Origin of the sequence: Clostridium sp. KLE 1755, assembly GCF_000466465.2 — a bacterium.
GTDB lineage: Bacteria > Bacillota > Clostridia > Lachnospirales > Lachnospiraceae > Eisenbergiella > Eisenbergiella porci.
This window is the reverse complement of record NZ_KE992777.1, coordinates 60,964-83,389: the sequence shown is the minus strand read 5'-3', so window position 1 is coordinate 83,389 and position 22,426 is coordinate 60,964. Positions and strand designations below refer to the sequence as shown.

19 protein-coding genes and 1 tRNA gene are annotated in these 22,426 nt (G+C 49.2%); 2 read left to right on the top strand and 18 right to left on the bottom strand.

The window, feature by feature from the left end; all coding sequences use genetic code 11:
- Positions 1-65: 65 nt before the first annotated feature.
- The 14 genes from HMPREF1548_RS25945 to HMPREF1548_RS25885 all read right to left on the bottom strand — a co-directional run bounded on the left by HMPREF1548_RS25945 (position 66) and on the right by HMPREF1548_RS25885 (position 12,809).
- On the bottom strand, positions 66-881 hold the full coding sequence (locus HMPREF1548_RS25945) for an ABC transporter permease (RefSeq protein WP_021639765.1): 816 nt from the start codon (positions 879-881) through the stop codon (positions 66-68).
- Positions 878-1,828, bottom strand: a complete 951-nt coding sequence (locus tag HMPREF1548_RS25940; RefSeq protein WP_051358486.1) for an ABC transporter permease — start codon at positions 1,826-1,828, stop codon at positions 878-880. The genes HMPREF1548_RS25945 and HMPREF1548_RS25940 overlap by 4 nt, the downstream gene beginning before the upstream one ends.
- A gap of 50 nt (positions 1,829-1,878) precedes the next feature.
- Positions 1,879-3,588, bottom strand: coding sequence for an ABC transporter substrate-binding protein (locus tag HMPREF1548_RS25935; RefSeq protein ID WP_051358482.1), 1,710 nt, complete (start codon positions 3,586-3,588; stop codon positions 1,879-1,881).
- Between the two features lie 555 nt (positions 3,589-4,143).
- Entirely contained in the window at positions 4,144-5,040 is an 897-nt protein-coding gene (locus HMPREF1548_RS25930) for an alpha-hydroxy acid oxidase (RefSeq protein ID WP_021639761.1), read from the bottom strand.
- 106 nt (positions 5,041-5,146) lie between these two features.
- Positions 5,147-5,560, bottom strand: coding sequence for a hypothetical protein (locus HMPREF1548_RS25925; RefSeq protein ID WP_035324094.1), 414 nt, complete (start codon positions 5,558-5,560; stop codon positions 5,147-5,149).
- Between the two features lie 41 nt (positions 5,561-5,601).
- The gene (locus HMPREF1548_RS25920) at positions 5,602-6,147 is read right to left on the bottom strand and encodes a methylated-DNA--[protein]-cysteine S-methyltransferase (protein ID WP_035324020.1); all 546 of its coding nucleotides are present in this window, start codon (positions 6,145-6,147) and stop codon (positions 5,602-5,604) included.
- 40 nt (positions 6,148-6,187) lie between these two features.
- Entirely contained in the window at positions 6,188-6,778 is a 591-nt protein-coding gene (locus tag HMPREF1548_RS25915) for a GNAT family N-acetyltransferase (protein WP_021639758.1), read from the bottom strand.
- Positions 6,775-6,903 (bottom strand): hypothetical protein, encoded by a 129-nt coding sequence (locus HMPREF1548_RS30730; RefSeq protein WP_021639757.1) that lies wholly within the window; start codon positions 6,901-6,903, stop codon positions 6,775-6,777. Before HMPREF1548_RS30730 ends, HMPREF1548_RS25915 begins: the two co-directional genes overlap by 4 nt.
- Before the next feature lie 123 nt (positions 6,904-7,026).
- Positions 7,027-7,839, bottom strand: coding sequence for a GNAT family N-acetyltransferase (locus tag HMPREF1548_RS25910; RefSeq protein ID WP_021639756.1), 813 nt, complete (start codon positions 7,837-7,839; stop codon positions 7,027-7,029).
- An 84-nt stretch (positions 7,840-7,923) separates the two neighbouring features.
- Positions 7,924-9,108 carry a GGDEF domain-containing protein gene (locus tag HMPREF1548_RS25905; RefSeq protein WP_021639755.1) on the bottom strand — a complete coding sequence of 395 codons (1,185 nt, stop codon included), beginning with the start codon at positions 9,106-9,108 and terminating at the stop codon, positions 7,924-7,926.
- A 308-nt stretch (positions 9,109-9,416) separates the two neighbouring features.
- Positions 9,417-10,118: an ABC transporter permease gene (locus HMPREF1548_RS25900; protein ID WP_021639753.1), complete on the bottom strand. Its 702-nt coding sequence runs from the start codon at positions 10,116-10,118 to the stop codon at positions 9,417-9,419.
- Complete coding sequence (locus HMPREF1548_RS25895; protein ID WP_021639752.1) at positions 10,115-11,107, bottom strand: ABC transporter ATP-binding protein; 993 nt, start codon at positions 11,105-11,107, stop codon at positions 10,115-10,117. Before HMPREF1548_RS25895 ends, HMPREF1548_RS25900 begins: the two co-directional genes overlap by 4 nt.
- Before the next feature lie 41 nt (positions 11,108-11,148).
- On the bottom strand, positions 11,149-12,090 hold the full coding sequence (locus HMPREF1548_RS25890) for a sensor histidine kinase (protein WP_021639751.1): 942 nt from the start codon (positions 12,088-12,090) through the stop codon (positions 11,149-11,151).
- Entirely contained in the window at positions 12,087-12,809 is a 723-nt protein-coding gene (locus HMPREF1548_RS25885) for a response regulator transcription factor (RefSeq protein ID WP_035324085.1), read from the bottom strand. Before HMPREF1548_RS25885 ends, HMPREF1548_RS25890 begins: the two co-directional genes overlap by 4 nt.
- A gap of 292 nt (positions 12,810-13,101) precedes the next feature.
- Between HMPREF1548_RS25885 and HMPREF1548_RS25880 the strand changes: the two genes are divergently transcribed.
- Positions 13,102-15,942, top strand: a complete 2,841-nt coding sequence (locus tag HMPREF1548_RS25880; RefSeq protein WP_021639748.1) for a transglycosylase domain-containing protein — start codon at positions 13,102-13,104, stop codon at positions 15,940-15,942.
- Positions 15,943-16,071: 129 nt separating this feature from the next.
- On the opposite strand, the gene HMPREF1548_RS25875 is transcribed toward HMPREF1548_RS25880, so the two are convergent.
- The 3 genes from HMPREF1548_RS25875 to HMPREF1548_RS30980 form a co-directional block, all read right to left on the bottom strand.
- Positions 16,072-17,544 carry a glycoside hydrolase family 32 protein gene (locus HMPREF1548_RS25875; RefSeq protein WP_035324083.1) on the bottom strand — a complete coding sequence of 491 codons (1,473 nt, stop codon included), beginning with the start codon at positions 17,542-17,544 and terminating at the stop codon, positions 16,072-16,074.
- 67 nt (positions 17,545-17,611) lie between these two features.
- Positions 17,612-18,712 (bottom strand): glycoside hydrolase family 172 protein, encoded by a 1,101-nt coding sequence (locus tag HMPREF1548_RS25870; protein ID WP_021639746.1) that lies wholly within the window; start codon positions 18,710-18,712, stop codon positions 17,612-17,614.
- A 916-nt stretch (positions 18,713-19,628) separates the two neighbouring features.
- Positions 19,629-20,549 carry a flavin reductase gene (locus HMPREF1548_RS30980; protein ID WP_331669738.1) on the bottom strand — a complete coding sequence of 307 codons (921 nt, stop codon included), beginning with the start codon at positions 20,547-20,549 and terminating at the stop codon, positions 19,629-19,631.
- Positions 20,550-20,806: 257 nt separating this feature from the next.
- Here HMPREF1548_RS30980 and HMPREF1548_RS25855 point away from each other — a divergent pair.
- A tRNA-Thr gene (locus tag HMPREF1548_RS25855) sits at positions 20,807-20,879 on the top strand.
- A gap of 210 nt (positions 20,880-21,089) precedes the next feature.
- Here the strand turns inward: HMPREF1548_RS25855 and HMPREF1548_RS25850 are convergent.
- Positions 21,090-22,426 (bottom strand): glycosyltransferase family protein (locus HMPREF1548_RS25850; protein ID WP_021639740.1); only part of this gene is annotated, 1,337 nt, incomplete at its 5' end.

Here is a 22,426-nt window from a genome sequence, read left to right as displayed (position 1 = left end):
AAAATGTTATTTGTGGAAATGCAGCTTACCCTCACAGTTACTCACAGTTACCGCCAAAGCCTGCCCTATTCCTGCACGCTGGACGGATCCAGCAGCCTCCTGAGCGCATTCCCCGCCACGTCAAACAGCTCTACCGTCAATACCAGCATGACGCCCGGAAGCACGGCAAGCCACCATTTCCCCGTAATCAGGTACCTCATGCTTTCCGACAAAATGACGCCGATGGCAGGCTGCTCGGAGGTAAGGCCGAAGCCAAGGAAGGTGATGCTGGCCTCATGCAGTATGGCATGGGGAAACATCAGAATCAGCCCCACCGCGAACTGGGGAAAAAGATGGGGCAGCATATGCCTTACGGCAATGGTAAGCTTTCCCTGTCCCAGCCTGGCCGCCGACTGAATGTATTCACTGTCCTTAAGCTGCATGACCTCGCTTCGGATAACTCTGGCCAGGGACGGCCAGTGCGTCAGCGCCACACCTAACACCACGCCCTTAAAGCCCTTTCCAAAGGCAAAGGAAACCAGAATCAGCAGAAGGATATGGGGAATTCCCATAATGGTGTCAATCAGGAAGGAAATCACAGCGTCCACCCGGCTCCCCAGCACTGCGGACATGATACCCAGCGCCAGGGCGATGCAGGCGCTGATTCCCGCGGTGCACAGTCCGATGCGGATGCTCATGGAAAGCCCTGTCAGAGTGCGGGCCAGCATATCCCGCCCCAGCCAGTCTGTACCGAACAGATACAATCCGCAGGGACGCAGGTTTTTTACGCTGAAATCCGTCTTTCGCGCTGCATCATGGCAAAGCATTCCGGACAGCGTCACCGTCGCCAGGAAAAGAAGTGCCAGGCCGAAAATCAGCAGGGTTCTTTTTCTCCGGTTCATGAAGGCTCCCCTCCCTTCCTCATACGGGGATCGATCACACCGTAAAGCACATCGGCAATAAAATTACCAAGAAAAACGATGCCCGCCGTCACCAGCGTAATTCCCATCAGCAGCGGCACATCGCTTCCCGTACCCGCCGTAACCGCCGCCTGCCCCAGGCCCGGATAGGAAAAAACCTGCTCCACCAGGACGGAGCCGCCGATGATTTCACTGACGGAAGCGAACTGGAGCGTCATTGCCGGAAGAAGGATGTTACGCAGGCCATGCCTTTTTACCATGGTCCAGGTGCTTTCCCCCCTTGCCCGGGCAAAAAGCATGTAGTCGCTTTCCATGACATCTATCATTTTTTCCCGGGTATGCAGCGTAATTCCCGCAACGCCTGTGATGCTTAAGGTAATTGCAGGAAGCACGGCATGGCGCACCCTGTCAAAAAAGGTCACACCCGACGCCTCCACGCCGATGGGCACGCTTAAGCCGATAGGAAGCACCTTCAGCCACACGGCAAAGACAAGAAGCAGAAGAAGCGCCAGCCAGAACACAGGCGTACTGGAAATCAACAGGGAATAGCCTCTGATCACCCTGTCGATCCAGGTTCCCCGGAAGATACCGGCAAACATCCCCAAAAGCAGTCCCAGGATACCGGAAATCAGCCAGGCGATCACCATAAGGAACAGGGAATTGGCCAGCTTCACGCCGATCACCCGGTTAACCGGCTGTCTGTAAAGCAGGGAGGTTCCCATATCCCCGGAAAGGAAGGCCTTTCCCCAGTTCAGATAGCGGCGTACCGGAGGGGTGTTCACCCCCCAGTACTCCTCCAGCCGGGCCTTCTGCTCCTGGCTCATGGCGCCCAGCGCCGCCTGTCCCACATTGGCCTGAAGCGGGTCAATGGGCGACATGCTTACCAGGGTAAAGGTTACAATGCTCACCGTGACCAGAAGCAGAAGCATTCTTATGAATTTTTTCCCGATTCGTCTTACCAGACGGTTCTCTTTCACGTTTATTTCCACTCCCACTGATCCACATTATTGACGATTGACCATCCATGCCCATGAGGATGGATTTTCTGTCCGGCCACCTGCAGGCCGTCCCTTACATAATAAAGATGATCCACATTACACAGCCATACCCAGGGGATATCCCCCTCCTGGGTAACTCCGGTTTTCCCGTCCCACTGTGCCTTCTGCCACAGCTCATAGGTGGATTCCAGATCCCCTGCCTTCAATGCACCATCCATGTAATTATCCACTGCTTTATTGGAATAAGGAGAATATTCCGCACTTCCTGTGGCCGGAAGGGTATGGTAAATATTATAAAGCTCCATGGGGGTATGCGCCCCCCATCCCCATACCAGGGGCTGCGCCTGCGCCTTATCATAAGCCACATCCCAGCCTGCGCCCTCCGTTGTCACCTCAATGCCAAGCTCCCTTAACTGGTTTGCCAAATCCTCGGCCAGGGCCTGGCGCACCGAATCCCCGGGGGTATACATCACCGAAAAGGCCGCCCTCACCCCGTCTTTTTCCCGGATGCCGTCGCTGCCTTGCTTCCAGCCGGCCTCCTCAAGCAGCTGCTTCGCAGCGTCCGGATCATATGCCACCTGCGCCGATGGATTATACCAGGGCATCTTGTCACATACGCTGTAGGCCGGCGTACCATAGCCATTGAGCACATTGTCAATCATTTCTTCCCGGTCAATCCCTATATTAATGGCACGGCGCACCGCCGCATCGGAGGTTACCGCATTGCCAATGGGTTTACTGTCCCGCTCCTGCGGTGATACTGTGGGAAGGTTAATCCCCCTGTTATCCACGCTGGCCACCCGGAGCAGCTGATAACCGTCAATCACCTGATCCGCATAGGACGCCGCCGTATGCGCCACATCTGCCTGGCCGGCCATAGCTGCTGCCAGCGCCGCATCCTCATCCATGAACAAAACGGTAAGCTTTTTGATTTTGATTTCCTCGCCATAATAATCCGGGTTCGCTTCAAAAATCACCTGCTGCCCCTTATCCCACTGCTTCATAAGGTAACGGCCCGAGCCAATGGGGTTCTGCCCGTAATTCTCATCATAAGCATGCTCCGGCACAATTCCCACAATAGCCATGGTATAAGGCCAGATGGAAAAAGGCGTATTCATGTGGAATTCCACCGTGGTATCATCCAAAGCCACAGCTTCCTTCAGCATGGTAAAATCATTGACGCTGCTGTTTTGTACACAAAGGTTGTAGGTAAAAGCCACATCGGAGGCTGTCAGCGGCTCTCCGTCCGTAAATTTCACATCGTTCCGTATTGTTACCGTCCAGGTAAGCCCATCCTCGCTGACAGAGTAATCCGTGGCCAGATCTTTCCCTATTTTTAAATCTGCCGTGGTAGTCGTCAATGTGCTCTGGATCAGCGGCTCATGCACATGCTCACCCGCACCCCAGCCATAAACAGGATCAAAGCCCGCCTCCGGCTCCGAGGTGGACGGCATGGTTACAATTACGGAATCCTTTGCCTGCCCGGATTCCCCCTGGACGCTCTCAGCCGCCGCACCCTGCGCTTCTGCTGCCTGTCCTGACTGTGCCGGGTCCTGCTGCGCACTGCCGCCGTTTTCCGCACTGCCGCCGTTTCCCATGTTGCCGTTTTCAGCACTGCTGCCGCAGCCGGACAGCGCGGCTGCAACAAGGCTCACAGTCAAAATAAATGCTGCCATTGTTTTCTTTTTCATTTGTCGTTGTCCTCCCATTTGTGTCAGATATTTCTTCCCGGAAGAGCTTCCCGGAAAAACATACGCCTGATTTTATACATGCTGTTTCATCCACACATCCGTTCGGGCGCCAAACAAAAACGGATGCCGTGAAGTATGCTTCCCTTAAGGAATCCAACGCCTTCATGGCATCCATAGTTCCATCATTAAAATTATTTAAAAATGCAAGAAGCACCGCTGCTTCCCAAACGTTCAGCGAATTGTACCTGTATATGCAGAAATGAGGGAACTGTACTTCGGTACATTATATGCATTCTTGGAATGCCGCCCTCCTGCCAGCTACAGTTATTAAGTATAGATCCGCATCCTCCGGCAGTCAATATTTTCCTGCCCGGCCTGATGTAATTGAAAGATATACAGCCCTGTCTGAACTGTTACATGTGATTCATTTTATCACCTGGAGCAGGCTCCAATACAAATGAATTTTTTATGTCTGTTCTGTGAACAAATTATGAATTACGTATTTTGCTTATCCTGATAAATACTGTCCTTTTTCCGGTACTTAATGCATGCCCTTTATCTATTCCATATGATCTCAGGGTCAATATGCGCCAGATCCGCACAGCCCGTATGTGCCATCATCCCTGCAAGCTCTTCCGTAATGGATTCGATCTTTTCCCGCACTCCCTCAGGGCCTTTCTCTCCCAGGGGCCCCATGAGCGCTCTTCCCACACAGACCGCATCCGCGCCCAGCGCCAGCGCTTTCAGGACATCCGCGCCGCTCTCAATGCAGCAGTCCACGAAAACAGGAATCTGCTTCTGTATTACTTTTGCAATAGAAGGCAGGATTTTAAACGGAGGCACTGCGTAATCCATAATTCCATGGTGATGGGAAACCACGATTCCCTGCACTCCCGCCTCCAGGCATTTATATGCGTCCCGCTCACTCAATACGCCTTTTACAATAAACGGCAGCTTCGTCGCCTTTACGAATTCCTTCAGCTCCTCCAGGGATTTCGCCTTCATCTGCATGCCGCAGACGTTATCATAGGTTCCCTTCCAGGAAAAAGCATGATCTATGTCCATTCCAACCGCCAGGACACCGCATTTTTCTGCATGTCTGATCCGGCTGATAATATAATCGTTGTCTTCATAGGGCTTGATAATCTTAATTGTCCGCGCCCCTGTGGCCGTGATTCTTTCCAGCTCCTCTTCATCACCCATGCCGGCCCAGTTTACGGCTCCGGCCAGATGCGCGCCTTCCGCCAGTCCGGCCATCCCTGTCTCATGTACATTATTCAGGTGCGACAGGGCGGCTGTCATTACCGGCGTGGCAAACGTTTCCCCGTAAAGCTCCATTTCCGTCACCGGCAGCTTTCCGTCCAGATGACGCATTTCCAGCAGCAGTGAGTCCATATATTCCCTCGTGATTCTGTTGGAATCTCCGGGGTTGGTTCTTTTTTCTTCTCCCATTTTTAATTCCTCCCTATGTATTTATTGCTTGATAACGAACTTATAAAGGCAGTGAACCTAAGCTAACCTGCTCTGGCAGAACACTCCTTCTATACATTTACCCCTGTTATTTTTCCTGTTTCGCCTTGCTGAATAACATGCAGGTCACAATCACCATACCAACAGATGCGAAAAGAAACACGAAATAAACCGTAGCCACCGGGGTGGTGCTGGTAATTCCCGCAACGTTCGCATACAGCTTGCCATCATGCAGATACGCTGTTGTCTCCCTGCCAGGCATGTAGGAATAACTGTTATAAACATTCTGCAGCTCGTATTCCCGGCCTTCGTACTCCACTACCACCTCGTAATACTTCTGGCTTTTTCCATATACACGCCTCACTCTTTCTTCAGAGCTTACGACGGTTGCCTTCACCTCCGTGTATTCCACGTCAACCTTGTCCATGGCAATCCGCAGAACCACTGCTGCTACGATACACAGTACAGTGATAATACTGCTGATAATTGCTTTCTTCTTCATTTTTTTATTCCCTTTCTTTTTTATTTTAACAGACACAGCGCTTATAACGCCGTGCCCCTCTTCGGCACAAATAACCGGGACATATCCACGCCTTCCAGTTCAAGCAGCTTTATTTTGGCAGGAATACCTCCCGCATACCCGGTCAGGCTGCCATTTGCCCCTACCACCCGGTGGCATGGAATAATAATGGAAACAGGGTTATGCCCCACCGCACCGCCGATTGCCTGGCCCGACATGCTTGTTCTTCCCATCTTTGCAGCCATTTTCTTTGCGATATCCCCATAGGTAATCACCTCGCCATATGGGATTTCACATAAAATACGCCATACCTCCTGACGGAATTTGCTGCCCACAGGCGCTAACGGCAGTTCGTCTGCCACGGGCTTTTTCCCGTCAAAATAGCGGTCCAGCCAGTCCTTCGTCCTGTCGAATACAGGCATGCCGCTTTTTTCCGTCATGCCGTCCATAATGGTATTCCCATGATACTTCTGCCCCTCCAGCCATACCCCCACAAGCTTGCTGCCGGTCAAATCACAGGCCAGGGTCAATAAGCCCACAGGAGAAGGATATGTTGTTGAATAATACATGCTGCTCCCCTTTTCTTCCTATTATAAATACTCTTTCCGCCTAAAAAGTCTTGTCAAACTCCTTCACCTCTTCACGGTGCAGATCATCATTGTAGATATCGGATTCATAATATCTCCCGCCCTTTGCCGGAAGTAAATAACCCGGAATCAGCTCCATTGCCATAAAAGCGGAAAAATTATATCCCTCACAATCCGAAATCCCATACACAGAAGCTTCCTTAAATCCAAACTGCGGATAATACTCCGGCCGGCCGAAAAATAGAATGGCTCCATGACCCTCTGCTTTTGCTTTTTCCAGCATCCCGTTTATAAGCGCCTTCCCAACACCCTTCCGCTGATATTCGGGCAAAACGCTGAGAGGGCCGAAATTCAGGACCGGCAGCGTTATTTCTTCTTTTCGGACCACCGCTTTGCTGCATATAATGTGCCCAACCACCTGCTGCTCCACTTCTGCAACCAGGCTTAAAGACAATATTCCATCCCTGCGGCGCAGCTCATTAACCATCCAATGCTCGTAGGGACAGCCTATTTTACCATTTTCAATTCTTCCAGGATAGGAAAATGCCTGCCTTGTCACCTCTTCCACACGGCGGTAATCCTTTTCTTCCTCCTGCCTTATAAAAATAATCATGTCTCGTACCTCTTTCTGCAAAATATTATGTCTGCCTGTTCTTTTTCGCAGATAAACTTAAGCGAGGTAAACAAAATAAGCAGTGCTACTGTTATTCCGACACCTGCAAATATTCCCTCTGTCATTCTCCCCCTCCCACTTCACTGCTCTGTCGACTCAACCATTTTTCTCAAATCATTATAACAAATATCGGCGTACTACTCCAACACTTTTTCGTTTCCTGCACTTTCTTTTTTCATTTATTCTTCTTATTTTCCAGCATTAATTTCAAACCAGCATACCTGTTCCTGATAACTCACTACAAAACCGCATTTTTCCGCAACTTTTTTTGATGGTATATTCTCTTCATCACAATCCCACAACGGAACATGCTTTCTTGCAAGGACCTGTCCCAAAGTATTTAGTACTAATTTCGTGGATAATCCTTTATTACGGTATCCCTCCAGGGTATCGACACTGATATTATCCATACCGGCATATTGAAAAACAACCATAGCTCTTGCAATTATTCTGTCATTATCAATTGCCGCATAACCAAATCCATTTTGCAAATAACATTCAATGCTTCCACTACTCAACATTATTTCATCCACGATATAATTTATATTGCTGTAATTATTATTGAAAAAGGAATGATCAATCGGAACTATTTGATAATTCTCCCCAAAACTTTTCATCCCCACATTCCCCTCATATTCAAAAACAAGCTGTTTAGATTTGCTAATCTCCTTTCCAACAAATATCTTATCCAGCATTTTTATTAATGCATCCGTATCAGCTCCATACTCAAAAACCGTCAGTTCCTTTTTCTTCATAAAATCTACAATTACTGTATCAACAAACTCTCTAATTTCCGCGTATTTAGCTTCCGGCACAGTACTTCCCATAAACTGAAATCCTTTTTGGTAATCGCTATATACCAGAATAAGCTTGATATTCTCTTCATTATCCACCCATACCCTTCCTGGTGTATGAAAAGCTAATACATTGGAAAAATAAATGCTGCTGGTTTTAATTATTTTCTCACAGGCATTTTTATTATAAGCCTTTAATTCTATCATGGTATTTTCTCCCTGTCATTTACACGCTAAAGCTAATAAAAAGGATTCCCGCCCCGCATACTCCGGGACCCGGAATCCTTTATCCTAACTTTGCATCTGTTCGTGATCAATGATGCCCTCATTCTCCTTTTTATTCCTGTACATACATGCGTCGGAACGTTTAAGGGTATCATTAAGCGTCTTATCCTGCGCCGCATCATAAAAAGCGTAGCCGGCCGAAATACTGATATCAAACCTTCTGCTCTGGCTCTCCTGCTCTGCCATAACGCGGATTTCCCGCAGCATATCCTCTACCTCTTCCTGCGTTACGTCCTGGATCATTGCGATAAACTCATCTCCGCCGATCCGGTACAGCACACATTTGCCATAGATGGCATCCTGTATGATACCGCTGCTGACTCTCAGATAATCATCCCCGCACCCATGCCCGAAGGTATCATTCACATCCTTCAGCCGGTCCAAATCGAAGGAAAGTATGGCCAGCCCCTCTTTTTTTCCCTGCTGTTCCCGGTTGTGCAGATCCACCTCAAAGGCATTCCTGTTTTTCAGTCCGGTAAGCATGTCCGAATTGAATATATCCCTGTAGGAAGGATTGGAAATCCTCCGGAACAGAAGCACCGCAATCACAGCGGCCGCAATGCAGGACATCAAAATCACCACAGGCGTGGCTATTTTCATAAACCGGAAAGCCTGATATTCCGTCCCGGCATCGAATTCGATTCCCAGCACGCCGATAACCTGCTCCCCGTCATGCATCGGAAAATAGGAAATAAAAACAGGCCCCCATGTCGTCTTGTTAATCTGGCCGGGGAACACGGTCTCTCCCGCCATCGCCCGTTTCATGTCCGCAATGCACTCAGGCTCTATGGCATCCCCCACATAACGGAAATCAGGACTGTCTTCAGAAAGGCCATCCACCAGATAAATATAATCACCGTCCTTTGTCACTTTGGCAGTATAAAGATAACGTACCCCCGTGGCCCTTCGCGCAGCTTCCAGAATTGTGTGGGAACTGTCGTAAACCGGCTGCTCCCCGTCCTCTTTTACATTCAGGTCATAAAACATGCTCACATCCAGATAATTTTCCAGGTATTTATGTATGTTTTCAGCCCGTTCCTTCAGCGCAGTAATCATACTGCCGTAGGAAAGACTGTAATTAACCAGGAAAATCAGCCCGCAGGCAAACACCACAATGACAGCCGTCATAAGGAAAACCTGCACATCCACCCGGTTGAACCGAATCTTATGTCCCTTGTTATTATTATTCAAAATTCGTACCCTCTCCTCTTATGTATACTCCAGCCCCTTCACTTTAAGCATTCTTACTGGAATTATAGCATACTGTGGTGAGAATTGGTAATGATACTTGACATTTTTTCATTCTTCTATCGCTCCGCAGGCAGCAGTCCGCCCCGCCTGAGGGATAAATTTCCAAACACGCCCAAAAGCGGCATCCCCGCATAATGGAAATGCCGCTTTTATATTTTTTCAAACAATCATGGAACTCCGCCCTTTCCAACTGACAGGCTGCCCTGCTATTTTCTATCCGGCCGGCATCTGCAAAGCTTATACATCAGCTATACATCCTTCCTGCAAACCCGCCTGCACGTATATACGGCGGCCGCAATTCCCACAAGGCACAGCAGAACCGGAACTGCCGCTATGCTGTAAAGCCGTCCGTTTACGTTGTCCCCAAAGCCTCCGTTAAGCACCATGCTGATTATTGACGCCGCCACAATCGTCTGGGATACTGATTTTTTCCGCATACCGAAGGGCAGGGCAAGAAGGCTGATGCCGCAGAGCAGAACGCCCTCCAGAAGGATCCCCGGCACCGCTTCCGCAGCCATCTGCAGGGAAATATGCTGGGGGACCATGTTTTTCCAGTTGTTAATCAGGGTTACCGATACAATATAAACAAGATTAGACACCGTATACCCCACGAAGGTAATCAGGGAAACAAGCAGCAGCTTGCAGCCCAGCAGTTTTTTCCTGGGTATGGGATAGGTAAACAGGTTCCTGGCGTTACCGGTGTCAAATTCCCCTACCACAACCCTGGCGATGAGCACTCCGGCAAACACAATAAAACACACCCTGTAAAGAACATCGCCTATCAAAAACAGTTCCTGCACCGTGGTAAACGGAAAGGTTCCATCCTCCGCCAGCGTGGAATAACAAATCAACACGACAAATCCCAGGCAGAAAAGCATAATGGAAACCAGGGCTATCAGCGTGCCCGTAAACTTTTCTTTCATAAGTTCCAGCTTCATTAAGTGAATCATTCCCCATCCTCCCCTAACATACCGAAGAAATAATCCTCCAGCGTATCATTTTTGCTTCCCATGTTCAGAATTGCCACCCCTGCCTGCACCAGCAGCCTGCTGATTTCATCAAAGGGCAGATCCTGATAAATACGGAGCCCGGAATCGGAAATGATTTTATAGTTCAGCCGTCCGTATCGTTCCTCCAGCGCAATGGCTGCTTTTCTTACGTCATTCACATGGACCTCCAGATATTGGACCGCCTCTCTGCGGATTTCCTCCATCGGCATCTCTTTAAGCATCCTGCCTTTATTGATAACGCCCACAGTATCCGCCAGCTGTTCGATTTCAGAAATGATATGGCTGGAAATCAGAATTGTGGTTCCACAGGCCTCTTTCAGATGCACAAGCAAGTCCCTGGTCTGCCTTATGCCCACAGGATCCAGCCCGTTGATCGGCTCATCCAGCAAAAGCAGCTTTGGCTTTGCAAGCAGCGCCCTGGCGATTCCCAGGCGCTGCTTCATGCCCAGAGAAAATTTCCCCACGATTTTGTTCTCACAGCCCTGCAGCCCTACCTGCTCCAACGCCTGTTCAATTCTTCCTTCCTCATAAATCCCCATGTACTCACAGTGCAGCCTGAGATTTCTTCCCGCGCTGAGTTTTTCATAAAAACAGGGCGTTTCAATAAGATTTCCCACATAACGCAGATACGTATAGGAATCCGGAAGCACCGGCTCCCCGAACACCCTGATATTGCCGTAGTCCGGCTTTGCCAGGTTCAGGATCAGCTTCATCACCGTGGTTTTACCGGCGCCGTTGGGCCCCAGGAAACCATAGATTTCCCCTTCCTTCACATGCATGGAAGCGTTCTTTACCACTTCTTCATTTCCGTACCTTTTGGTGACATCCTCCAGTACAATCACATCCGACATTTTCTTCTCACTTTCCTTTATCCGGCGGTCTGCCGTTTTTTCTATCTGACTGATAACGATTATACTGTCCCCGGCCATTCAAAAGATAACAAATTCCTTACATTTTCCTGTCAGGCCCCTTACATCTGCACACCCTGCGGAAAAAACAGCGTAAAAACAGTCTCCCTGTAGGGCCTGCTCTTCACACGGATGCTGCCGCCCATGGCTTCCGTCAGCCGCTTGGTAATCGTCAGCCCCAGGCCGCTGCCTTGGTATTTCTTGTTTCTGGAATCCTCCAGCGTGGTCAGCCTTTCAAAAATTTTATCCTGGTTTTCCTCCACAATGCCTTTTCCCCGATCCGTCACCCTGATCGCAAGCCCGCGGTCCTCTCTGGCGACAGAAATCCCCAGATACCGGCCATCCGCGCCGTAACGGAGGGCATTCTGAATCAGGTTCCCCAGAATTCTCTTCATGGCCTGGGCGTCCCCGTTCATATACAGCTCCTCCTCCGGAATGGATGCTTCCACCGTAAAACCCGCATCCTGAAGCATTTCATAATACCCCGCCAGCTCGCTTCGGCAGATTTCACACACATCGATTTTCGCCTTCTCCATCTGCAGCTCGCCTGACTCCATTTTTGCCAAATCAAAAAAGAGCAGCAGCATATCCAGCACATCCCTGGTTTTGGCATATATTTTTTCCACCTTTGTCCTGACGGCAGGCGCAAGGTTTAACTCCGGGGCCAGCAGCATCTCCGCATATCCGTACACCACGGTGAGGGGCGTTTTCAGATCATGGGATATATTAACAAGCATCCGCCGTTCCCGCTCCTCCTGTAGGCGCGCCCTGGCTGTCAGGCTGCCCTGCAGCTCCAGCAGCCGGTTCACCCGGGCCGCCAGCTGACGTACGGCAGGCTCATCCGAGTATACAAGCACGCTGTCCTCCCCTCCCTTTTTCAGGGATTCGTCCAGCTGGTTATTCAGATCTGCCAGCTGTCCCGACAGCTTTCTGTATTTATAAAAATACACAATAAACAACGCGGCAAACAGGCTCCCCGCCGCCAGACATATCACAAGCTTCACTCCGCTTCCCCCGTTCCCATTTTATAACCGATCCCCCAGACGGTCTTAATATAGACCGGCGCCGAGGGGTTATCTTCAATTTTCTCCCGCAGCCTCCGGATGGTGACGTTGATTACATTTTCATCCTTCAGGAAATTCTCATCCCATACCGATTCATAAATCTGGATTTTCGTATAAACCCTGGAGGGATTTCCGGCCAGGAGCCTCAGAATATCGAATTCCTTTGCAGTCAGGCTGATACCTTCCCCACGTTTTTGTACGGTCAGATTACCCAGATCGATGAGCAGATCCCCGATTCGTAACTGCGTCTGCCCGGCTTCGTTCTCCCTTTCCGGCACGCTCCTGGCGTATTCGTTGGCCCGCCGCAGGAAGGCCTTTACCCGGGCCTGCAGCTCAATCACGGAAAAAGGCTTGGTTATATAGTCATCCGCGCCGTATTCCAGTCCCAGCACCTTTTCATATTCCCCGTTTCTGGCCGACAGGATGAGCACCGGCATCGTGCTTTTTTCCCTGATTTTACGCAGTACGGTGAGACCGTCCACCTTCGGCAGCATCAGATCCAGGACTACCAGATCCCAGCCCTCTTTCTCCGAAAAAAGCTGCAACGCCTGCTGGCCGTCCTCCGCCGACGTGATGCGGTAGCCGGGCAGCGATAATGCTTCCTCTATCATGAGCCGGATATCCGGTTCGTCTTCTATGATTAACAGTCTGAATTCCATGGATTCTCCTTTCCCCGCCGTCGCAGGTTCCTCCGGCTTTTTTATTATATCCTGTGCATCTGTTATCAGCAAGTGATTCAGCTCCCCCCTATGTTTAAAAATGTATATTATTGTGAACAATTCTTAATATGGAAGAAAAACCTTTATTTACCTGCCTATATTTGCTATAATCAGATAAGTAATGCCATTTTGGAGCTGTCGGAAAAAGCCCTGAAATGGGACATTACAGGTGGTTTTTTGTGGATACTGGTTCCATAAAACTTCCTGTTTTAACTTAAGGAGGCATAATTTCATGAATTATGGCAAAAGAGGTGCCGCAAAGAAAAAAAAGGCACTGCGTTCCAAATCAAAAAAATGGAGCAAGCGATTTGCTCTTACCTTTTTTAAAGCCATTCTTCTGCTCATTCTGGCCGTGGGAATTATCGGTGTCTGCGGCGGTCTGGGAGTTGTAAAGGGCATTCTGGCGTCAGCGCCGGATACGGATATCGATGTGTCACCCAGCGGCTTTTCCACCTTTGTTTATGATGCGGAGGGCAATCAGATTGCCAAGCTGGATGCGGAAGGCTCCAACCGTGTGCCTGTAAGCATGGACAAGATTCCTGAGAATCTGGCGCATGCTTTCGTGGCAATTGAGGACGCACGTTTTTACGAACATAACGGAATTGATATCAAGGGTATTATCCGTGCCGGTTTCATCGGCCTGACTTCGGGACATTTTTCCGAGGGCGCCAGTACCATCACCCAGCAGCTGATTAAGAACAACGTTCTTACAAGCTGGACAAGTGAAAGTGAAAAAGGCTTTGCGGTCAAGGTAAAGCGTAAAATCCAGGAGCAGTACCTTGCCATCATGCTGGAAAAGCAGATGGATAAGGATAAAATCCTGGAAAACTACATGAACACCATCAACCTGGGGCAGAACACCCTGGGTGTGCAGGCGGCTTCCAAGCGTTATTTCGGTAAAAATGTATGGGAGCTGAATCTCTCCGAGTGCGCGGTAATTGCCGCCATTACCCAGAATCCTTCCAGATATAATCCCATCACCCATCCTGAGAAAAATGCGGAACGCCGGGAAAAGGTGCTGGGCGACATGCTGGAGCAGGGCTACATCAGCCAGTCCGAATTCGACGAAGCGCTGGGTGACGACGTTTATTCCCGCATACAGATTGTAAATGAGGAAACCGGCGAAACAGCCATCAACTCCTATTTTGTGGATGCATTAACGGAAATGGTCATGGAGGATCTGGAAGCTGCAGGCTATTCGGAAACCCAGGCTTTTTCCCTGCTTTACAGCGGCGGCCTGAAGATTTACAGCACGCAGGATCCCACCATCCAGGCTATCTGCGACGAAGTATGCTCCAATGAGGAGAACTATCCCGACGGCACTACCTGGTATCTGAATTACCAGCTGACCATCCAGCACGCCAACGGGGAAACCAATAATTACAGCAAGGAAATGCTGGAGGATTATCTGAAGCAGAACGGAAGCGATAAAAAATATCCCCTGCTTTTCTCCTCCCAGGACGATGCCTATGCGGCAGCCGAGAACTATAAAGCATCCCTTCTTCAGGACGGGGACGAGGTGCTTGCGGAGAAAATTTCCATGACGCCCCAGCCGCAGATTTCCATGACCATTGAGGATCAGTCCACCGGAAATGTGGTTGCCCTTGTAGGAGGCCGCGGCGCAAAGGAAGCCAACCGTACGTTAAACCGCGCCACCTCCACCACCAGACAGCCCGGTTCCACCTTTAAGATCGTATCCACCTACGCGCCGGCTCTTGACAGCGCGGGGCTGACCCTGGCGGATGTATTTGTGGACGCGCCGTTTAACTATGCCAACGGCAAGCCGGTATCCAACTGGTACAGCTCCGGCTACCGCGGAATCTGTTCCCTCCGGGATGGTATCCGCGACTCCCTGAACATTATAGCGGTTAAGACGCTGACCTCCATCAAGCCGCAGCTGGGATATGATTACCTTCAGAATTTCGGCTTTACCACCCTGGTGGAAAGCGAAGAACGTAACGGACAGATTTTTTCCGATATTCAGCAGTCACTTGCCCTGGGCGGCATCACCCATGGCGTTACCAACATGGAGCTGAATGCTTCCTATGCTACTATTGCAAACGGCGGCACCTATATTAAGCCCAAGCTTTATACCAAAATCGTGGATCATGACGGAAATATCCTGATTGACAACACCGCAGGGGAAAGCCGTCAGGTTATCAAGGAAAGCACTGCCTTCCTTCTGACGGACGCCATGGTGGATGTTGTTACCTCCGGTACCGGCACAAGCGTCAACTTCGGCGGCATGTCCATTGCAGGAAAAACAGGTACGACCTCCGATTACAACGATGTATGGTTTGCAGGCTACACGCCTTACTACACCTGCACCACCTGGACAGGCTATGACAATAACGCCAAGCTTTCCGGCAAGAACGGTGAAAGGAACCTGGCGAAAACCTTATGGCGCGCCACTATGAGCAAGATACACGAGAATCTGGAAAACAAGGCCTTTAATGTCCCTGCGGATATCGTTACCGCCACCGTATGTTCCCAGTCCGGCAAGCTGCCGATTCCGGGTATGTGTGATGAGACTCTGAAAACGGAGTATTTTGCCAAGGGAACGGTGCCCACGGAAACCTGCGATGTGCACTATCAGGGAATGGTATGTGAATATTCCGGCCTGCCCGCTACGGAATTCTGTCCTTTCGGCGTGCCCGGTACGGTAACCATGACCCCTGCGCTGGATGCGGCGCTCAGCGGCAATGTTAACCAGAACGCGGACGGTACGGCAGCTAACCAGTGTCCTCATAATGCCGCATTCTTCGCTGATCCCAATGCCAATGCGATAATCGCCCAACAGCAGCTGGAGCTGGATGCAAGGCATATGCTGGCCAATTACGATGCACAGATGGCAAACCTGCAGGCAGCCCTGCAGAACGCGCAGGCAGTGCTTCTCAATGCCCAGCAGCAGGCAGCGGCGGCAACCGATCCTGACAGCCAGGCAGCGGCGCAGAACGCAATCACCCAGGCGCAGCAGGAAATCGACAACCTGAATTCTCAGATTATGGCCCTGCAGAATGCCCATGCGCTTCAGCAGCAACAGGACCAGCAGGCCGGAACGCCCGGCCAGTAAATCAGTAAATACAGTTGGAAAAATAAAAAGTCCCGGGAGCTCCATGGCGGCCATCGCCAATCTCCCGGGACCTTTTTTACCTCTGTCATCCTGCTGTCCGGCAGCTGCATATGCAAACCGCTGCCTGATTTATACAATAATATCGTATTTTGTTATGTCAAACACGGCTTCTCCCGTACAGGAAAAGGCGATTCCATCCGCTTCAAGAGGCGTATACAGCAAAGAGGTCATCGCCTGCTCCCCATCATTCACGAAAAGCTCCAGCGCATATTTATCAAGTAGCACTCTCAGCCGAATACAGCCATCCTTCTGGTCCACATACATGGTCCGGCTGCAGATCATGTCCTTACGCTGCCCGCTGTAGGTTCTGTCTGTGGTCAGCGTCCCCTGATTCACATCATAGCTTACTGTAGTCACATAATCTCCGTCCGAAGCAAGATGAACTGTAAAGGATGAGGCCCTGCGCACATCCACGTCCAGCGTCATATCCAGGACTCTTCCGCTGATTCCGGGAAGCCTGCGCTGGCCGTCCGCCTCACACAGCCTCACATCCCTGCAGGCAACCTCATTCCTGCGGTAATTTTCCAGTTCCCTGACAGGATTCTGTATCAGTTTCCCACTCTTAAGCTTCAGTTCTCTGGGAACAGTCATCATTCCGGACCACTCAAACTCCTCCGGGGTAAGATAATTATCCCAGCTTTGCAGCCAGCCGACCATCACCCTTCTGCCGTCTGCAGTTTCCACCGTCTGCGGCGCATAAAAATCCATCCCGAAATCCAGGCTTTTTGCCTTGCCTCTATGGAATTTACCGTTTTCCTCATCAAAGCTTCCCACAAAATATATGGAATTATGCCCGTTATGGAATTCCAGCCCCTCCGCTCTCATGAACTGCGGCGAAACAATGAGCACATGGCTGCCGTCCAGCGGGAAGAAATCCGGGCACTCCCACATCTTTCCATATCTGCCGCCGTTGGCGTCAAGAATGCTTTTAAACTGCCATTTCACGGCATCCGCCGAAGAAAACAGGGCCAGCTGCCCGCTTCCATCCGCGTCCAGGCTTCCAATTACGGAATAAAAGGTATCTTTTTCCTTCCAGATTCTCGGATCGCGGAAATCCACCACAGAGCTTCCCTCAGGCAGGGCGTCACTTTTGATAACCGGATTGCAGGACAGCTTTTCGTAGTTGACGCCGTCGCCTATGGCAATACTCTGGGTCTGCCTTATTTTATGTGTTCCGTCCTCCTGCAGCCTGTCATAGACGCTGGTATACATCAGGATATGTTTTCCGTCGTGCTCCACCGCGCTCCCTGAAAAACAGCCCTGCCCGTCATATTCCGTGTCAGGCGCCAGGGCGCAGGGAACCAGCTCCCATTTGATAAAATCCTTTGTTTTCTGATGCCCCCAGTGCATGGGGCCCCAGGAAGTGCCATAGGGATAGTACTGGTAAAACAAATGATATTCGCCCTGATACCTGGAAAATCCATTGGGATCGTTGATCCAGCCCACCGGCGGTGTCAGGTGGAATACACATTTCTGTTCCGACGGTATCTGCTCCTTCTTCCCGGCTTCATATTCTCTTGCTTTATCCAATTCTCTGCTCATCTGCGTTCTCCTTAATACTTGATAACCGTTCTTTCTTTTGGCCGCTGCCTGTACTCTGGCCGCCATGCTATCTTGGCCACCGTTCTTTTCTTTCCATCAGCTTTCCGAAGGGCTGATGAGGCTCGGCCTGATACCAGTAGGCTACGGAAGCCACATCGTCCTGTCTCTCAAACAGGCCTCCGTGATACACCCCAATCTGCTGGACAGTCACCTTCAAATCCTCCTCAAACAGGACAGGATCCATGATGTGCCAACGGTAAAAGCTTCTCTGGGGCATCTGGTCGTCGTTGTGGTAATCATTATGCAGAAAGGTGTCATGGTGGGAATAGTACGGATAGCCCAGGAACGGCGTACAATAGGTGTTCTCCACCGTACGTCCGTTCTCCTGCGTGGCAAAGCTCCATGCCCCGCCGAAATAATCCTCCGTCCCGGTTCCGCATATCGTGGGATACTCTTCATCCCCGTCGATATAAAACTTCACCTCGCCTTCCCCATACCAGTAGCGTTCCAGCGTTGTCAGAGCCATATAGGTGCCCACGTACTGCCCGCGTCCCTTAACGCCGTCCAGAATCACATAATCCTTTCCTTTTTCCGTCAGACGCGCTCTTCTCCAGCTGGCATGAAAATACCCGGTATCTTCCGGAAGTTCATCCAGAAGGCAATAATCCACCTGATAAAAGAAAGCATTTACTGTCTCATCACACTGGTTTTCAATGGTGATTTTAGCCTTTTTCCTGAAAGGCATGGGGAAATAACTGTTAAAGCCTCTGGTGGGATTCACCGCTATGGGCATGGAATTTACCGGATAGGACACGCCGAAGCCGCAGCAGAAAAAATCTCCCAGCGGGCTTTCCACAGAAGGGCTTTCTTCCCCGTCCCAATACATACGCAGCACAAGATCCCGGAGAATATAGCGGTTTCTGTCGCTTGTCCTGTCAGTCACCGTAATCCAGATATGCTGTATCACGCCGGGACCGTCTATTTCGGCCAGCGTCACGGTTTCTCCCGGCTCCAGTCCCGGAATACAGGGTGAGCCTTTCCTGGAAGGCCCCAAATCACTGGCCGCCATCCCTCCCTTTCCTTTTTCTCCTGTCCGGTTCTCCCAGTTAATGCTTCTGCTTTTTCCCTTTTTCAGCAGGGGCAGGCCGCTGAGGCTCCCATAAAACATACGCTTTCCCTCCTTAAAAAAGCAGGCAAATCGAACTGCCCGCTTATGTGGTTGAAATGGTTATGAAACGATTCATATTTAGTTGTATGGTATCATTAATGGATAGGGCTTGTCAACATGGAATCGCTTATATCCGGCAAATGTACAGACAGACGGCGAACCGCTGTTGCGCCAAAAGAAATAAAAGACATATCTCAACATTACTTCCTTTCTGTAAAATCTATCATCAATACAATAAAAAGGTAAAATCCGCCGATTTCAGCGGCATATATTTAAATGGAAAGGGTTCTAATGATAAATTCAGACGAGATAAATCAGATTTTAGAAAACTTACCTTTTATCATAGAAAGAGACAACCCTGCAGACTATGATTTAAGTGAAGATGTTTCCAGTATTGTATATTATGTTGATATTTTGTAACTGTTCAGCAGGTCAGCGCATTTACTGCGTTGACCGTAAGAAAGTGATTCAAGAGTGCTAAAATCCATCGCCAAAGGCGATTTAGGATGGATTTTAGCAGTAACTGTGAGGGGTACTGAACAGTTACGATATTTTTAAATGCGGTAATTCAGACGTTGTCAGCAGACATATCGATATCGAATTTATATTGGGGGACTATTTTGAACTGCATGAAGAGGATGCTTTATTCCAATCTATCTTCACCCGGTGCAATTTACAGAAAATATCTGAAGAATCAGAAAAAGAAATCATTCTATACCAAAAACTATAATTAACTGTCTCTCTAGCATTGTCCCTGATTAATATTCCAGGATTGTTCCTGTGAATTGGTGCCATAAACGGACTGCCCCTGCATGGCCGCCCATTTATCCATCTGATTCAGCAGCGCTTTATAACTTTCAGGCGCTGCTGCAATTTTATTTTTCCTATGTAATTCCGGAACCGCGGTTCTCTAATATCAATATTCACCCATATCCTTATACTTTGTCAGAACTGCAATCCAATCGTGTGATTTTCCGGTAAAATCCTCCGGATTTATAGGATAGTGAATATTATAAAGCAAACCGTTTCCGCCATATCGTCCCTGCTTCGTTTCGTCCAGATGCTGTTCATCCACACATACATTGACCACTTCCAGGCACATTAATACATGGGGGCTGTTTTCAGTTATTTCCCGTTCCCATAAATATTTACACTCCAAATTCATGAAGCACTCTTCTATAACCGGTGCATCAACCTTTGACGCTGGTTTTGCAGTAAGTCCTGATAATGCAATTTCGTCATCCTCAAACCCATTATGTTTTATGGTTGCCAGGCAAAGTTCATATACATCAGCAGACGGGAAATTAAGAACCACTTCGCTTTTTTCTTTTATAGTCTGATATAAATGCCCTTTTTTATTGACGCTTGACAATATCGCATAAAATCCCTTTGAATCACCGTTAAAACAAGCCCAGGACTGCAGGCATGCATTCGTTTTCCCATTTGATTTATATGATGTGGCTACAAATAAAGGAGAAGGAATTGCCGTTACAAAATCCATCCAGGAAAAGCCATAAGTTTCTGTTTGAGCCATTGACTGTGGGACAGATGAATATTCTTTTTTCATTTTGACTTGCTGTTGTGTCTGCCATTGCCTGCACTGCTCAATTCTTTTTCCATTGTCTCCCTCTTCCTCGGCATATGCAAACTGATTAAGCACTTCGCAGGGGAACTCCGGACAGCTGCCGCAATGCTCCTGTTTTCTCCCTTCACAGCATGATTTTAAAGGACAGGCATCGCCCCAGAAAGGCTTGTCTATATTTACACATCCTTTACATCCCATCTGTTCCCGGTACTTGCACTCACTGCACAGCAGGCCGCATCTTGATTCAATCATAATTTTATACCTCCTATCTGCACACAGAATAACACAAGTAACACGACAACAGTATGTCATGTTACTTGACAAAATTTTATGCCATATATATTTTTTCTGTTTGCCCGGATTCATTCTGATTACTATATGCTTTTTCCTTTGATAACTCTCCAAAAACAAAAAATAAAAAAAATGAAATTTATTGTTGACAAAACAGATTTTGTCATGCTATACTAGCTTTCGGTGACAGCGAGAAACACCTCGCAGGACACCGGAATGCTGCTGTGGCTCAGTCGGTAGAGCGTCGCATTGGTAGTGCGGAGGTCACGGGTCCGATTCCCGTCAGCAGCTTATGAAAAGCCCGTAGGTTACGGGTTTTTTTCATGTCATCAAATAAAACCACCTGAATTCAGGTGGTTTTATTTGATGAGCATTTGAAAAACAAACATATTTAAGCCGCCATTATAAAGGCAACGGCTTCCTGATAAATGAAGCGCATTTATTTACATTGCTTCTGAATCTGCTCAATGTTTGATTCCGTCAAGAAGATCCAGGCTATTCCTATTTTACCACCTGATATGCAATATAAGAATCGTCCTCAAAGACTACCTCCATATGCTTTTCTATCCACTCCCACGGAAAATCCTGCGTATTCATCTCATACGGCCACACCAGTGCCTCCCCTTCCGGCCCGGTCTGTACCTTATCCATAAGCACATAATCCGGCTGCTCATAATCCATTACCAGTTCCTTCCCTCTGCATCTGCGAATATGGAAATACAGATTCAGCCTGGCGTATACGTCGCCTACAAGAACCGTATCCACTTTCTGCTCATCAAGCTGTTTCAGGGCCGCATAAATATGATTATCCCTGCTGTCATAGCCCGCATTATATTCAGGCAGCCTGCAGCTGTATACCAAAAATAAAATACCAGCCGCCGCAAACACAAAGGCCGCCCATTTGCCCACACGCGCCGGGACTTGCACCCCTTTTCCTTTTGCCGCAAGGCTGCGCACGATATCAGCCACGGCATACACCATCAGCACAAACAGCATTGCCAGAACGCTTCCCATATAGGTAAAAACCCGCAGATACGGGAACACACACTGCACCGTCAGAAAAACCGGCACCATAACGGTCAGAACCACCGTATAAAGAGCGAGGAAAAACACAGGCATATCCTTCCTCCAAAATGCCCTGACACCCAACAGAAGCGCAAGAACCAGCCCTGCCGCTGTCAGCACAAGTAAAATACGTCCGCCGTTTGGATACACCTGATTCGCAACCCGCTCCAGGTATTGGATAAATTCACTGTTAAAACGGCTTCTGTCAATGCTCTGAATATTCGGATCAGAAAGCATCGCCTGCATGCCCCTGGAAAAAGCGGCAAACGGATCGTGCAGCAGCACATAAAAATGCCCCTTCCCGAAAAACGGTCCCGCTTCCTCCTTTACAAGGAAATTGGAGCCAATAGCAAGCCAGATAATCGTATACAGCCCAAAGGTTGCCAAAGCTGCTGCCAAAGAAGCCCCTATCAGCCGGAACAACGTCTTGTATTTCCCTGAAAAAAGGAGATACAGCCCTCCTGCCATGCACACCGGAACCACCCAGTACAGATTGCTGGCAATCGTATAAAGCCCGCCCGTTAAGCATGCCGCAAATCCTACATAATACCAGAAGCGTCGGTCTATTTTCCGCTCTTTTATTTCCCTGCCGCTTATTTTCTGCAGTTCCTTTATCCCGCCTGCATCCGGTACACAGATTTCATAAAGGCAATTCACCGCTGCCAGCAGGAAAAAACCGGAAAGCGCATAGCCTCTCCCCTGGGCCGCCTGCTGCACCACATTATACATTGCCGCAAACAGCGCGGCGCCCGCCGCAGCCAGATTGGCAGGGG